The following is a 13,186-nucleotide window of genomic DNA, read 5'->3' as shown; positions in this document are numbered from 1 at the left end:
CCAAGGTGATCACCGGCGTGCGCTTCCGCGATGGCGTCGAAGTGCGCGATGATGCAACCGCCCAGACCCACTCGGCCGCCGCCTGATCCGTCAGGGCGTGCACCACTTTTGGGTATTTCTCGGCGGCGGTCTTGGCCGCGCAGTACAGCGCCATGAACCAGTAGGTGATCATCGGCCGCACGCTCGCCGACAGCGCATCGGCCCAGCGGGCGCCGGCGCGCTGGCCCTGCGCGGCGACCGCCTCGCGCAGGGTCTCGAGGGCGCCCACGTTCCAGGCGGCATCGGCCCCGGCGCCGATCTCGGCCATGCGCTGCGCACCGCGCAGCTTCTCGAACTCCAAGGCCTTGTCCTGCATGGCGAGTTCATGGCTGCGCTCGCCCTTGCGGTCGAACCATTTCAGGATCTCGGGCGCCAGACGGAAGGCCCCGCCCAGCAGCCCACCGAGCAGGGTCTCGATCATTGGGCACCTCCCATCAGCTTCAGCTTGATGGCAGCCCCGACCAGCAGGGCGGCGAGGATGGCGGTCGTGACCACCTTGATGGTGGTCTGCCACGCGGTGCGGCGCGCGTCGCGCCAGGCCTCCAGCAGATCGCGCAGCTCGCGGAGGTCGCGGGCGGCGTGGCCATTCTCGAGGCCCAGGTGCGCGAGCACCCGCTCGGCCCCGCGCTCAGCAGCGCGGTCGAGCAGGTCTTCGAAGTCCTCGCGGCGCAGGAGCAGCATGTTCTCGACGAGGGCGGGGGCTTGGGTCGGTTCAGTCATGGGCGGTCTCCAAAAACGACGAACCCGCCACGCGGGCGGGTTCGGGGGTGGCGGACGGGGTGCGGGGTCAGATGGGAACGCCGGTGCTCCACCCGCCGGTCTTGTAGACGGCGAGCCTGTCCTCGGCGGCGATGTAGGCCAGCCAGCCGACCTTCGGGGCGTGGTACTCCCAGGCGCCGTCGATCCACACGGCGATCTGGTCGGTCCTGCCGGCCCAGGCACCGGTCGCACCGGCCGGCACGATGTAGCGATCGCCCTCGGCGGGGCTGGCGGGCGGCGCGGTCGTAGCGCGGCTCGTCACCGACAGGCCCACGATGGCGCCCAGGCGCTTCAGGTTCGCGTCCATCCCGGTGTGCCAGCCGGACTCGCCCAGCGTCCAGCCGTAGACGAGGCCCAGGTTCGGATCGAGCTGTGGCATCGGTTCATCTCCTCAAGGTGTCGCAAGATTCGGCAGTGGCCCGGAAGCCATGCTGCGCGCACGGCGGTGGTGCTGGTTCGGGTGCTGCCGCCAGTGGCGGCCGACGAGGGGCAGGTGCAGCACGCTGCCCTGCCTGGCCACGAGGCGGGTGAGCAGCCAGTCGGCGCCGGCGTCGAGATCGGCGATGCGTGTCAGCACCGGCTCGACGGCGCTTCGGCGCATCACGATCAGGCCGTGGACGTGGCTGGCCGAGTGGGCGTGCTGGAAGGCGCTGTAGGCCAGCCGCCGCACGCCGACGGGGCGGCCTTGCTCGTCGATCAGGGCTTCGTCGGTGTAGGCCAGCACCGCCGACGGACAGGCATCGAGCGCATCGGCCAGGTGCGCGAAGGCGCCGGCCTCGTAGCGGTCGTCGGGATCGACGAAGGACACGAGCGGCAAGGTCCCTCGCGCGAAGCCCGCCGCGCGGGACTGCCCGACACGCCCCGGGAGGCCGGGCAGTAGGTGCAGGCGGATCGGCGCGCCGGCGATGCTCGCCAGGCATTCCTCGCGCCAGTGCCCGGGCTCGTCGAGGGTGAGCAGGTGCACGTCGATGCGCGGCTGCGGGTGCAGGTCGAGCGGCGTCTCCATCACACCCCGCCCCAGTACTGCCCCCAGCGCAGGCCATAGCCCGCGCGCTCGACGGTGCGCACCTGTGCCTGCCAGCTCACGAGCCCGTCGCGCTCGGCCTCGATCTCGACGGTGACGCGGTCGCCTGCGACGCCGGCGTCCAGGGCGGCACTGGCCACGTCCCAGGTCCAGGCGTTGCCGGTGATGCCGGTCTCGCTGCGCACGAGGGTGCCGTCTCGGTCACGGAGACGCACGCCGTAGGTCGTCCCCGGCTCGGGGCCGATGTCGCCCTCGTCCTGCCGCACGAGGTAGGCGGTCTGGAGTAGGCGGTCGCGGTGCGCCCAGGTGATGGTGAGGTCGCCGGCGACCACGGCGGGCTCCGTCTGGCCGTTGAGCCGGATGCGCCCCGGCGGATACGGCCGCGCCTGGCGGCCCGCGAGCACGATCGGTGCGCCGTTGGCGGCGAGCACCGCATCGCCCTCGGCGCTGGCCGTGCGCGGGACGGCGGCCACGAACACCGACTCGCCCGGCGCGCGCTCGACGGTCTCGGCGGCCAGCCACTCGCCCACGCCCACCAGCCGCGTGCCGGCCGGATGGGCCTGCGGCGTGGTGTCGAGCACCCCGCGGGCGAGATCCACCGTGCCCGCGGTGGCATCGAAGGCGAGGATGGCCACGGCTTCGCGGATCTGGCTTGCGGTATCGACGAGATAGGCGTAGTCGGCGACCGCGAGGCGCTCGGGCTGGGCCAGGGCCGTCACGGGCACGGCCAGCGCATCGGATTCGGTGGCCGGCAGCGCTTGGCCGAGCGTGAGCAGGGGTGCGTAGTCTTCCGGGGCCACCGCCTCGAGATCGGCGCTCGTGGGCCCGGTGGCGAGCTGCCAGTTCAACTGCCCCGTGCCGCCCGCACAGGCCAGGGCCCCGACGTAGGTGTCGGTGTCGGTGAGGGTAGCGAGGTCGGCCCGGCTCAGGCGCCGCGCGAGTTCCCAGTAGGGCACCTCGAGGGCCAGCACCAGGGCTGGCGGCAGCGGCGCGAGCGGCGGCTCCTCGATGCGTGGAGGGGGTGGCGTGAGCACGGTCTGGCCTAGGCCGAAGACGTCCTCCACCGCCTCGATGCGCCATTCAGCGGCGCCCAGCGTGCCGGTGTCGATGCCGGTGACGCGCACGACCATCCGCTCGATGCCCAGGCGTGGCCAATGCAGCAGGAACACGTCCCCCGGCAAGGGCGGGCGCTCCAGGGCACCGGGGGCGATGGTCAAGGTCATGCGCGCCAGGGGCGAGCCGAGTGCGCGCAGGTCGCGCAGCGCCAGCCGCGCGGCCAGCGGACCAAAGTTTACGCCCGGATAGTCGCGCCGCTGGTTGATCACCCCGCCTTGCAGTTGGATCGCGGCGAGGTTTTGCACCGAGACGGTGGACTCCTTGGCCGTCGCCCAGTCGGTGTAGACCACGGTGATCTCGTTGGGCAGTTCCCCCCACTGCGCGCGCTCGAAGCGCTCCACGCGCACGATCTCGTCGGGGCCCAGGAGCGGCAGGCCCTCGATCCAGTAATCGTCGCGCAGGAGCTTGAGCTCGAAGGTGCCCTGCTCTGGGTCGAGGTAGAGGATGCCGCCGACGTGGTCGACCACCTGGGCGATGAAGGCCTCGATCGGCTGCTGGCGCGTCCAGACCAGGTTCAGGCCGAAGCCTTCGGCTTCGAGCGCCCAGCCCGCGTTCCAGAAGCTTGCGCCGAGGGTGGACGGCGGATAGCCCATGCCCCAGTGCGGGTCGGTGAGGCACTGCACCAGGATGTGCGCCGGGTTCATGCCGACGGTGAGATGGGTGCCGGTGTCGGCATCCCAGGCCCGCACCTCGGCGTTCCAGGGCATCCAGGGTTCGTCGTGCCAGCCCGCCGTGAAGCGCCGCACCCGCACCGCCCAGGGCTTGAGGTAGGGGTTGTTCGCGGCGAACAGGATCTTGCGCGCCACGATCGACAACACCCCGCGAAACGCCGGGATGGCCGCGCCCAGGCGGCTCATCAGGTAGTCGTTGCGGTCTTGCGCGGCACTGCCTGCGAGCACGTCGAGGTCGCCCACCACGCCGCCTTCGCGTTCGTCGCCGCCGAAGAGCGTGGGCCGATCGATGCGCAGGCGCCCCAGCCCGTGGCCGCTCGGCAGCGGCGCGCGGCTCGCATCGCCCCAGGCGCTGCGATCGCCGACCTGGATCTCCTGCACCGCATCCACCGGCCCCTGGCACAGCACCAGGTGCATGCCGATGCGGTAGCGGTAGCCGACGGTCTGCTTCTTGCGGCGGCCGCCCATCAGCGCGGCTCCTCATGGCAGGCCTGCGCGACCTCGACCACGCGTGCGGCCATCGCGTCGCCGGTGGCCAGCAGCACGGAGGCGGGCAGCCCCCGGGCGAGGAAGTCACGGAAGTCCAGGCCTTGGCGCGCGAACCAGGTGCGCGTGCCGTGCACGCACAGGCCTGCGGCGCGCACGTGGGCGATGGTGACGGTCACGTCCTTGCTCATTTCTTGCCGCCCTTCTTCTTGATCGGTTCGGCCTCCAGGTCGCCGTACCACACGACGTTCGCCCCGCGCAGCAGCACCGCGCCGAAGACGACCGGGATCGGTCGGCCCTCCTCGGCCGTGGGCGCGTCGAGGTCGGAGAGTTCGGCGGGTTTCGGGGCGGGCGGCTTGGGCGCGAGGGCGACGGAGACCAGCGCCGCCACGACGATGACGACCAGGTACCACATGGGAGGATCTGTGCGTTCAGAAGACGCCCGTCGAGAACGGGTTCTTCGTCGGAATGAAGGGGAAGCCGCCGTAGTTGGCGAGGTTGTCGAAGCGCGCGGCGCAGGTGGGCATGCTGTGATCGCAGCCGGCCACGAGCTCGACCGGCGTCTGCGGCGCAAGCCCCACCGGATAGAGCAGTTCCACGCCCGCATATGATTCGCTGACGATCATGTGGCGCGCGCCTGCCGGCGTCTGCAACCAGCCGCCGGCGAGCATGCCGGCCACCTCGGGCGGGAGGCTCGCCAATTCCACCTGGCGGCCTTCGGAGCGGATCACTTCGGCGGTGGCCGAGATCGGCGTCGCCCCGCACGCGGCCGAATACAGCACGTGCGAGCAGGCGCGGCTGTAGAGCCGCCGCAGACCAATGCGCTTCAAGCTCACCTGGGCGGACTCGCAGCGGATGCGCGCAGAGTCATCGGCCACCTCCACCCCGAGCACGCGGCCCATCCAGCGCGTGCCGGAAAGCCACCAGGCATCGTCCCAGTCGGCGCGCTGCGCCACGCGCAGCCGCACCGCGGTCGCCTCGCCGATGAGGGTCGCCTGCAGCAGATGCCGCACGAGGGCGTGGTCGGGCGGCAGCTTCAACTCCAGCGCCGACTTGGCCGCTTCGGCGCCGAGCGCGAGCGCGCTGCGCTCGAGGGGGCAGCGCTCGTAGCGCTCCCCGCCGATCTCCACGTCGAACTCGTGCGGGGTGAGCCGGAAGCTGCCGCTCGTGCCCTCGAAGGCGTAGAGCTCGACCTCGAACAGGGGGCCCTCGCTCATGGTCAGGACGGGGTGTAGGTGATGCGATCGTTGCCGCGCGGCTCGGGCAGCCGGCGCAGGGTCAGGGGAATCTCGACCAGCTCGGGGGTGTGCCAGTACAGATCGACGGCGTCGTGGTCGAGCCGGCAGCGGGCCAGACGCACGACGCGGCTGCCGACGGGCACTGGCGCATCGAGCCCGGAGCGCAGCACCAGCACGCCTGCGCCGTCCAAATGGAACGCGCCGGTGAGCACGTGCTGACGCTGGCCGTCGGGGTGCAGGATCAGCGCGGCGGCCGGGCGGTGCCAGAAGGCGGCGCCGGCCTCGGCGTCCACGCGCAAGTACCCGGCCTCGACCTCGGCCTCGGCCTGCACGCGCAGCACCGGGGCCAACCCGTCGGGCAGCCAACAGGCACCGAGCCGCCCCTGGGCGCGGTACAGCCGCGCGCGCCAGCGGGCGATGTCTTCACGCCCGGCCGCCAGAAACCGGCGCTGGAAGGTGCTCGTCGGCCACGGGTCGTCACGGCGGACCCAGGGGTCGGCGGGCGAGAGGTCCTGCCGCGTGACCACGCCATCCGCCGTATGGGTGGGGTCGTCGCGCCAGTTGCCGTCGGGCCAGACGGGCAGGCCGTCGAGCCAGGGATCGTCGAGCCGCCCTTCGTCCGGCAGCGGCTCGAAGGCCACCTGCGCGGTGACGCTGCCCGCATCGAGGCCGGGCACCCACTGCGCGAACTCGGCCGGCTCCACCGCGAGGCCCTCGACCAGGGGCAGGACGGTCGTGCCCGCGGGGACCGCCCGTGCCAGCGGCTCGGTGAGCCACAGCCGCTCGGGCTCCACCTCGGTGAGCGCCAGCACCTGCCAGCCCGTCTGCGTGAACACGATGGCGCGCAACGGCGCGTCCTCGCGCTGCAGCCCGCCCTCTTCCAGCCGGTAGGAAGCAGGCGCGAAACCGTGGCCGGCTGGTGCAAGGATGTCCAGCGCGAAGGCCCCGGTCTCAGCGGCGGCACCCAGCCGCACCGCATGTTGCGGCAGCGGCCACCACGCAGTCCTGCCCAGATGGTCGGCCAGCCACTCGGCCACCAGCGCGTCGCTCGCGCGCCCGTGGCCCACGTGGTAGGTCAGGAAGCGCCGCGGCACGCGCCGCTGTCCCTGCCGTGCCTCGTTGCCCGAGGCAAGCCGCACCACGCCGGTGGCCCATTGCAGGCGCTCGACCAGGGGCTCGGCCCAGTCGTGACGGAAGGCGAAGACCCCGCGTGGAGCCTCGGGCCAGGGCGTCTCGCCGAAGGCCTCCATCGCTTCTGCGACCATCGCCGCCGCGGCGGTATCACGGCGCAACACCTCGACGAGCAAGGCGGCGGCGTGCAGCGGCGGCGCGGGCTCGGCCAGCGTCTCGGCCCACAGCGTCGAGAGGTGGGGGATCGGCAGCGGCTGGGCCGAGGTCTCGGCCAGTGCCGTGGCGGCGAGAACCCCGAAGGTCGCGCGCGAGATCGCCTCGGCACGCTGTTCGACCACCTGCGCCATCGCAGCGGGTTGGGCGGCGGCCTCTGCAAGAGCCTCGGTCAACACACGCTCGGTCATGCCGACTCCACGCCGAACTCGGCCGCGTTGAAGGCGCCTTCCGTCCACGGCACGTTGCCGTTCGGGTTGCGCTCGAACAGCGCCGTGTGCCAGGCCAGTTGCTCTTGCAAGTTGATGTCGCTGCTGACCGCCATCTGCGCGCCGCTCGCCACCAGCGCGCGCACACGGCCGGTGCCCGCATCGGTCTTGCGCGCGAGCAGGGTCACCTGCACGCCGTGGATCGCCGGGGTGGTCATCGCGGGCAGCGCCTCGACGTCGAAGGTCTGGCGCAGGCCGGCGGTGGCCGCGCGGATGGCCGTGGCTTCGTCGCCGTCGCTCACCGCCTCCCAGGCGGATGCCGCGCCCTCGACCGTCCACTGGTACTGTGCGCCGTTGGCCTGGGCTTGAAGCGCATCGACCCGCACGTCGCCGAGGAAGGTGTTGTTGATCGTGCCCGAGGTGTCGGCGAGGTACAGGTCGTCCACATCGACCGTGGCCGGGCAGGGCTGACCCGGCACCGCGCCCACGAAAGCCGTCAGCAGCGGCCCGCCGCCCTGGGTGGTGTTCTGCGCCGACAGGGTGATCGCGAGCACGCCGTTGAGGCGCACGTTCAACGTGCCGTTGCTCGTGCCCTGCACGACCTGCAGTTCGACGTAGTGCCACCCCCGCACGGCCGCCGTCGTGACCGAGGTCGAGATCCACTGGTCCCAGCCGCTCGTTCCCGATCCCGTCCGCCGGTAGAGCTTGAGCCGGCCGTCCTCGCCGATGCGCACGAGGTGCGCCACCTGCGCGGTGGTGTCGCGCACGCCCAGCAGCACCGGCTCCTCACCGGTGTTCTCGAACGGCGCCACGCGCAGCGCCGCCCCCACGATGAGGCTGGTGCGCCCGGTCTCCAGGTTCTTCACATACCCGCCGCCGGCACCGGCCGGCAGACGCAAGGCGGAGGACGAGGGTCGCCGGCCGGGGATGCGCTGCGCCTGCGGCGACAGGTACGCCGCCTTGCCGCGCGCGAGCCACGGATCGCCGAAGGGGTCGAGTGCCTGCGGGTCGTAGTGGTCGAAGCCGTCGATGAAGATCAAGGCCATGGCTTACCCCTGGAGCGCCGCGCGCACCGCGCGCGCGTTGCGCCCGATGATGTTGAGGATCACCCGCTCGCCGGCGGGGGTCTGCAGGTGGTCGTGGGTGACGCCCGGGTCGATGGCGTTGACGATGCGCACGGCCTGGCTGACCTGCGGTGCGGCCGGCTGCACCTGGACCTGGGGCACCAGCCCGCCGGCGGCGAAGGCCAGACGCCGCCCGTCCCACACCGGCGGGGCGTGCAGGCCGTTGAGGGCATCGAGGAAGGCCACGCCGACACGCCGGACCGCCGCCGCACGCACCACGTATTCGCCGGCCGACAGCCGCGCCGGGATCGAATCCGAGGTCGCCGTGCCGGGACCCGTGACGAAGCCGCCGGCCGCGAACTTCTTGATCCCGCCCAGCAAGGCCATGACGGCCGCCACCATCGCCGCCATCGCGGCGATGGCCAGCGCCGGCCCGGCGATGGGGATGGAGGCCTGCGAGGCCGCCGCGCCCGCGCCGGCCTGGGCCGCGTCCATCGACACCTTGGCGGTGGTCTCGGCAGACTTCTGCGCGACCGACTGGGCCGCCGCCGCTTGCTCGATCGCCTGCTCCTGCTGGAGGAAGCCGAGCTTGAGCGCGAGCATGCGCGCCTGCATCGCCACCCACTGCTGGAAGGGCTGGATCACCATCTGCTGCAGGAAGGCGTCGGCCACCTGGCGGAACAGGTTGGACAAGGCCTCACGAAAGCTTTGCGCACCGGTGACCATGCCCTGCAAGGCGGTGCCGAAGCCCTCGCCGATGCGGTTCCACATCGGCGCGAGCTCATCGACGACGAGCCGCGTGCGCTCCAGTTCGTTGCGCCAGGCTTGCACCCGAACGACGGCATCGGGTCCGATGGCCGCTGCCGCCTGCTGCATCGCGGGCAGCAGGCGCTGCATCTCGGCCGCAGATTGCTGCTGCAAGGCGACGATCTGCCTGCGCGCCTGGGCTTCGGTGAGCAGCCCGGCCTGCTGCTGGATCTGGATCGCCTCCTGGGCATTGCGCAGCCGCTCGGTGACGAGCCGCCACTCCTGTTCCAGCCGGGCGAGGTTGGCCTGGGCGGCCTTCACGTCGATGAGCCGGTCGATCAGCGCCACGCCCGCGGCGTCGTTCTCGGCCGCCAGGCGTGCGCGAAGATCCCGGACGCTGCGCTCGATCGCGGCGCGCCGGTCTTCCGCCGTGTCGGTGCCGGTGAGCTGGGCGAGTTCCTCGCGCGCCTGGGCCAGGGCCTCGGCCAGTTCCCGCTCGGCCCGGGCGGCGGCGCGGGCGTTGGCGACCTCGATGTCGGCGCGGCGGTCGTTGAGGACGATGAGGTCGGCCTCGAGCTTGGCCGCCTCGGCCTTGGCGCGCAGGCGGTCCGATTCTGATGCGCGCGGGTTGGTCGCGACGGCTTGGCTAGCTGCGAGTGCCAGCCGGCGACGGGCGATCTCGGCGTCGAGTTCGCGCTGCTCCAGCGCAGTCTTGCGGCCGTGGTAGTCGCGCACCGACAGCAGCCGGTCTTCCAGTGCTTGATCGAGCGCGCGCTGTTGGCGCTCGAGGCCGTCTTTGAGCAGGGCGAACTCGGCGTCCATCTGCGCCTTGCGCAGGGCCGCCAGGGCGCTGGCGGCCTCGCGGGCCTGGCCCGGAGCCGTGAGCCGTTGCAGCAGCGCCGGGTCGGCCTGGATGCGCGGCGCCTGGACCTCGATGGGCTTGGGGTCGAACAGGCTGTCCCGGAACTCGGCCAACTCGTCCAGACGCCGCACGAGGCTGCCCTTGAGTTCGGCGATGATGGCCTTGGCCCCGGCGGTGTTGCCGCGCAGGGCCTCGACCGCCGCCGCGACACCAGCGCCGATCGCCTCGCCGAGTGCGACGAAGGCCTTGCCGACCGTGGCGGCACCCAGCGCCAGGGTCTTGAGCACCAGCACCACGCCGTCCAGGATCGCGCGCAGCGTGCCGCCCTGCTTGGCCGACTCGACCATGCCGCCGGCCATCTCGTTCAGGGCCGGCAGGAAGGCCTCGATCACCCGGTTGGCCAGACTCGTCGCAGCCAGCCGCAGCTTGGCCAGCGAGTCGTTGAACACCTCGGCCTGCGCCGCGGTGTCGCCGCCGATCTGCACGCCGAGCGCTTCCATCTCGCCGGTCAATGCCGCGATGCCTTCGCGTCCCTGGTTCAGGAAGGGGATGAGCTCCGCGCCGCTCTTGCCGAAGAGCTGCACCGCCAGCGCCGACTTCTGCGCCCCGTCGGGCATGGCCTGGAAACGGTCGGCCAGATCGAGCAGCACCGCATCGGTCGCGCGCAGCGTGCCGTCCTGGTTCTTGAACTCCACGCCCAGCGCTTTGAGGCGCCGGGCGGACTCCTCCGAGCCCGTGGCCGCCTCGAACATCGTGGTGGCGAGCTTCTTGAGCCCGGTCTCGAAGGTCTGCGCCGAGACCCCGGACAGTTCCGCCGCCGGCACCAGGGTGGACAGAGCCTCCACCGTGATGCCCACCCGCTGCGAGAGCTTGTTCAGCGCATCGGCCGACTCCAGCGCCGACCTGACCATCGCCGCCAAGCCCGCCGCCGACAACGCGACGCCGAGCCCGGCGAGCACGCCGTTGACCCGGCGTGCGGCGTCGGCCAGGCCGCCGAGGTTGCGCTGGATCGAGCCGAAGGCCGCGCGCGTCTCGTCGACGGCGCGGATGAGGATTTGGGCGCGGGCGGTCATGGTTCTGGACGGGTGTCTGGGTCACGCCTTCGAGCCCTTGCGGGCTGGGCGGTCGATGTCCTGGCCGAGGGGTTGGGGATGTGGTGCAATGCAGCCATGTCTGAGCTGACCCTTCGCGACCTGCCTGATGCCGTGCTGAGTGCCCTGCGCCGGCGCGCGGCACGGCGCGGGCGCAGCCTCGAAGACGAGGCACGCGCGATCGTGGAAGCAGCCGTCCGAGTCGAAGAATCCCCGGCGCTGGGTTCACTCCTGATCGATGTCGGCCGAGACTTGCGGCTCACCGATGAGGAGGTGGCACTGCTTCATCAGCGGGACCGATCCCTGCCTCGTGAGGTGGCATTCGAATGAAGGTGGCGCGCGTCACTAACGAGAAGAAGAACCTCAACCGGCTGGCCGGGGAGTTTCTGGTCGCCTCGCGCCTGACCCAGCGCGGCTACATGGTGACGCTGCAGTGGGGCACCACCATCGGTTACGACATCCTGGTGTTCGACAAGGCCGGGAACGTGGCCTTTCTCGAGGTGAAGTCCTCGGCGCAGTACTCCCGCCGCTGGATCCTGCAAAAGAAGTACGCCGAGCCCAACACCGAGGCGATCCCGCTGGAACGCCGCTTCATCTGTTGCGTCGATCTGGCCCATGCGCAGGGCGAGCCGAAGGTGTACGTTTTTCCCGCCGCCGTGGTGGCCAAAGGGCTGCATTACTACTTCAGCGGCAAGTTTCCAAACAGCGACAGCTACCACCTCTCGCTCGACTTCAAGCCGCAAGGCCGAACCAAGGAGAACGGCGTGCAGACCGTGGGCGAGTTCATCACCGCCGAGCGCTATGTCGATGCCTATTCAACCCTCGGCATCGAGCCGGTCACTGCTTGAGAACGAACGAGTAGGCGACATGGACCAGGGCGACCCCACCCCCAAGAAGAGGCGCGCGGACGGGCAAGTCACCGGCCTGGCTGGTGAGTTCTTCGTCGCGGGCGAACTTCTGAAACGCGGTCTGCAGACTTCGATCACCTTCGGCAACGCCAAGGCCATCGACATCTTCGCGCACAGCGAGTCCTCGGGCGTGACCTACACGGTGCAGGTAAAGGCCCTCCGGCAGCGCAATTACTTCCCGATCAAACGCTCGGCGATCGAACCTCATCACGTCTACGTGTTCGTCATCCTCAACAAACCGGGCGATGCCGTGGACTACTTCATCGTCGAAGGCCAAATCCTGGCCGAAGCTGACGGCGATCTCGGTAGGTACCTCGACGATCCCAAGTTCCCCGGCATCGGTTGGCGCTCGCTGGAGCCTTTCCGGGACAACTGGCAGATCTTCAAGTAATCACATCCCTGTGGCCGAATTCCCGCTCGATCGCCCGCGCCAAGGCCGGCAAGGCGCCTTGCACGCCTGCTGCGAGATCGAACCGGCGCTTGAGATCCACCCGCCGCACCAGCACGGCGATCGGGATCTCCTGGCCGCGCTGCAGGCGCTTGACGCCGCTGCGCTCGCGCTCGGCACGCTTGAAGCGTCCAAGCTGCGCGGCGTTCTCGCGGAGGTTCTCGGCCATCAGGATCGCCTTGCCGTTCTTCTGAATGAAGAATGCGTTGCCCGAGCGCATCAGGCCGTCGATCACAGCCTTGAAGCGCTTGGGGCCGATCCGTCCCGGCAGCAGCGGGATCAGCATCCGGCCCGCCACCGTGCCACCCTGGGTGTGGATGCCCAGCCAGGGGATGCGGCTGCCCACCCACAGCGCGGGCAGGCGATCGGGTTTCTTGTCGAACACCTTGGCCTGCAGCGAGGCGACGAAGCTCGCGCGCCGGACCTGGAAGGCGCTGCGCATCTGGGCGCGGGCGGCCTCGCGCACCTCGCGGCCGCCCGAGGTCATCCCTTTGGCGACGGCCGCATGGATCGCCCGCCGGCGTTCGGCGCTCCAGGCGGAGAGCCGCCTCGGATCGAGCAATCCTTCGGTCGCAAGCGTCAGTTTCATCGCGGCACGTCCTCCCACAACTCGCGCTGCAGCCGCTCGATGGCCGCCCGGTCGCCCTGGGCCGCCACTGCGTGCAAGGCCAGCCGCAAGGCGTGCTGCCGGCGCTCCTGTCGCTCGTGGGCGGCCAGCAAGCCGCGCACTTGCGTGAGCGTGTAGCCCATCACCTCGGCGGGGCGGTGACCGCAGGCGACGAGCCGGGCGACGGCATCGTCCCAGCCGAGAGGATCGGCGCCAGCCGCTCGCCCACCTGCGCGATGCTCGGCGCCACCTGCCGCACGAAAAAATCCGCGTTCACCTCGAACACGGCGGCGGCCAGGGTGACGGCCTCGTCGAGCGCCAGCCCCTCGATCCAGGCACGCTCGCGCCGGGTGGCGAGCGCGAGCAGATCCAGCACCGCCTCGCCGTGCCGGGCCAGCAGCGCGAGCCAATCCGGCTCGGCCGAGAGATCGGCGGCGATGGGCCGCACCGCGGCGAGGATCCGCGGCAACTCGCCCAGGCGGATCGGCGTGAGTTCCACCGCGGTGCCCGCCACCGTGACCACCTGGGGCACGGGCGGGAAGGTCTGGAAGTCGGTATTGCTATCGGTCATCG

General features: G+C 71.2%; 17 protein-coding genes. 3 read left to right on the top strand and 14 right to left on the bottom strand.

Going from position 1 to position 13,186, the window contains the following annotated elements; all coding sequences use genetic code 11:
• The 11 genes from ML342_RS10755 to ML342_RS10705 all read right to left on the bottom strand — a co-directional run.
• The coding region (locus ML342_RS10755) for a hypothetical protein (RefSeq protein ID WP_240127035.1) at window positions 1-460 on the bottom strand (460 nt) is incomplete at its 3' end.
• Window positions 457-759 (bottom strand): DUF6127 family protein, encoded by a 303-nt coding sequence (locus ML342_RS10750; protein WP_104302206.1) that lies wholly within the window; start codon window positions 757-759, stop codon window positions 457-459. The genes ML342_RS10750 and ML342_RS10755, both read right to left, overlap by 4 nt.
• A 67-nt stretch (window positions 760-826) precedes the next feature.
• On the bottom strand, window positions 827-1,177 hold the full coding sequence (locus tag ML342_RS10745; RefSeq protein WP_104302205.1) for a DUF2793 domain-containing protein: 351 nt from the start codon (window positions 1,175-1,177) through the stop codon (window positions 827-829).
• A 12-nt stretch (window positions 1,178-1,189) separates the two neighbouring features.
• Window positions 1,190-1,804: a glycosyltransferase family protein gene (locus tag ML342_RS10740; protein ID WP_240127034.1), complete on the bottom strand. Its 615-nt coding sequence runs from the start codon at window positions 1,802-1,804 to the stop codon at window positions 1,190-1,192.
• Entirely contained in the window at window positions 1,804-4,077 is a 2,274-nt protein-coding gene (locus ML342_RS10735) for a phage tail protein (protein ID WP_240127033.1), read from the bottom strand. The genes ML342_RS10740 and ML342_RS10735 overlap by 1 nt, the downstream gene beginning before the upstream one ends.
• Window positions 4,077-4,286 carry a hypothetical protein gene (locus ML342_RS10730; RefSeq protein ID WP_240127032.1) on the bottom strand — a complete coding sequence of 70 codons (210 nt, stop codon included), beginning with the start codon at window positions 4,284-4,286 and terminating at the stop codon, window positions 4,077-4,079. The genes ML342_RS10735 and ML342_RS10730 overlap by 1 nt, the downstream gene beginning before the upstream one ends.
• Window positions 4,283-4,510, bottom strand: a complete 228-nt coding sequence (locus ML342_RS10725) for a hypothetical protein (RefSeq protein WP_019562227.1) — start codon at window positions 4,508-4,510, stop codon at window positions 4,283-4,285. Before ML342_RS10725 ends, ML342_RS10730 begins: the two co-directional genes overlap by 4 nt.
• Window positions 4,511-4,526: 16 nt before the next feature.
• Window positions 4,527-5,312, bottom strand: coding sequence for a DUF2163 domain-containing protein (locus tag ML342_RS10720; RefSeq protein WP_240127031.1), 786 nt, complete (start codon window positions 5,310-5,312; stop codon window positions 4,527-4,529).
• Window positions 5,313-5,314: 2 nt separating this feature from the next.
• Window positions 5,315-6,868 (bottom strand): hypothetical protein, encoded by a 1,554-nt coding sequence (locus ML342_RS10715; protein ID WP_240127030.1) that lies wholly within the window; start codon window positions 6,866-6,868, stop codon window positions 5,315-5,317.
• A complete protein-coding gene (locus ML342_RS10710) occupies window positions 6,865-7,932 on the bottom strand; it encodes a hypothetical protein (protein WP_240127029.1) in 1,068 nt (355 codons plus the stop codon). Before ML342_RS10710 ends, ML342_RS10715 begins: the two co-directional genes overlap by 4 nt.
• A gap of 3 nt (window positions 7,933-7,935) precedes the next feature.
• A complete protein-coding gene (locus ML342_RS10705) occupies window positions 7,936-10,632 on the bottom strand; it encodes a phage tail tape measure protein (protein WP_240127028.1) in 2,697 nt (898 codons plus the stop codon).
• Window positions 10,633-10,728: 96 nt separating this feature from the next.
• Between ML342_RS10705 and ML342_RS10700 the strand changes: the two genes are divergently transcribed.
• From ML342_RS10700 to ML342_RS10690, 3 genes are read left to right on the top strand one after another with little or no spacing between them, the layout of a single operon-like run.
• Entirely contained in the window at window positions 10,729-10,980 is a 252-nt protein-coding gene (locus ML342_RS10700; RefSeq protein ID WP_240127027.1) for a FitA-like ribbon-helix-helix domain-containing protein, read from the top strand.
• Window positions 10,981-10,982: 2 nt separating this feature from the next.
• Entirely contained in the window at window positions 10,983-11,498 is a 516-nt protein-coding gene (locus ML342_RS10695; RefSeq protein ID WP_240127026.1) for a protein NO VEIN domain-containing protein, read from the top strand.
• A gap of 19 nt (window positions 11,499-11,517) precedes the next feature.
• On the top strand, window positions 11,518-11,949 hold the full coding sequence (locus ML342_RS10690) for a hypothetical protein (RefSeq protein WP_062196835.1): 432 nt from the start codon (window positions 11,518-11,520) through the stop codon (window positions 11,947-11,949).
• Here the strand turns inward: ML342_RS10690 and ML342_RS10685 are convergent.
• Genes ML342_RS10685 through ML342_RS10675 form a run of 3 tightly spaced genes read right to left on the bottom strand, consistent with a single transcriptional unit; the run spans window position 11,942 to window position 13,184 of the window.
• Window positions 11,942-12,595 (bottom strand): DUF6441 family protein, encoded by a 654-nt coding sequence (locus ML342_RS10685; RefSeq protein WP_240127025.1) that lies wholly within the window; start codon window positions 12,593-12,595, stop codon window positions 11,942-11,944. The two genes, ML342_RS10690 and ML342_RS10685, sit on opposite strands and share 8 nt — an antisense overlap.
• Window positions 12,592-12,756 (bottom strand): hypothetical protein, encoded by a 165-nt coding sequence (locus ML342_RS10680; RefSeq protein ID WP_165908761.1) that lies wholly within the window; start codon window positions 12,754-12,756, stop codon window positions 12,592-12,594. Before ML342_RS10680 ends, ML342_RS10685 begins: the two co-directional genes overlap by 4 nt.
• Window positions 12,756-13,184: a DUF6631 family protein gene (locus ML342_RS10675; RefSeq protein ID WP_132766462.1), complete on the bottom strand. Its 429-nt coding sequence runs from the start codon at window positions 13,182-13,184 to the stop codon at window positions 12,756-12,758. Before ML342_RS10675 ends, ML342_RS10680 begins: the two co-directional genes overlap by 1 nt.
• Window positions 13,185-13,186: the final 2 nt, after the last annotated feature.

Origin of the sequence: Thermomonas alba (genome assembly GCF_022419205.1) — a bacterium.
Lineage (GTDB): Bacteria > Pseudomonadota > Gammaproteobacteria > Xanthomonadales > Xanthomonadaceae > Thermomonas > Thermomonas alba.
This window is presented reverse-complemented; position numbering and strand designations above follow the sequence as displayed.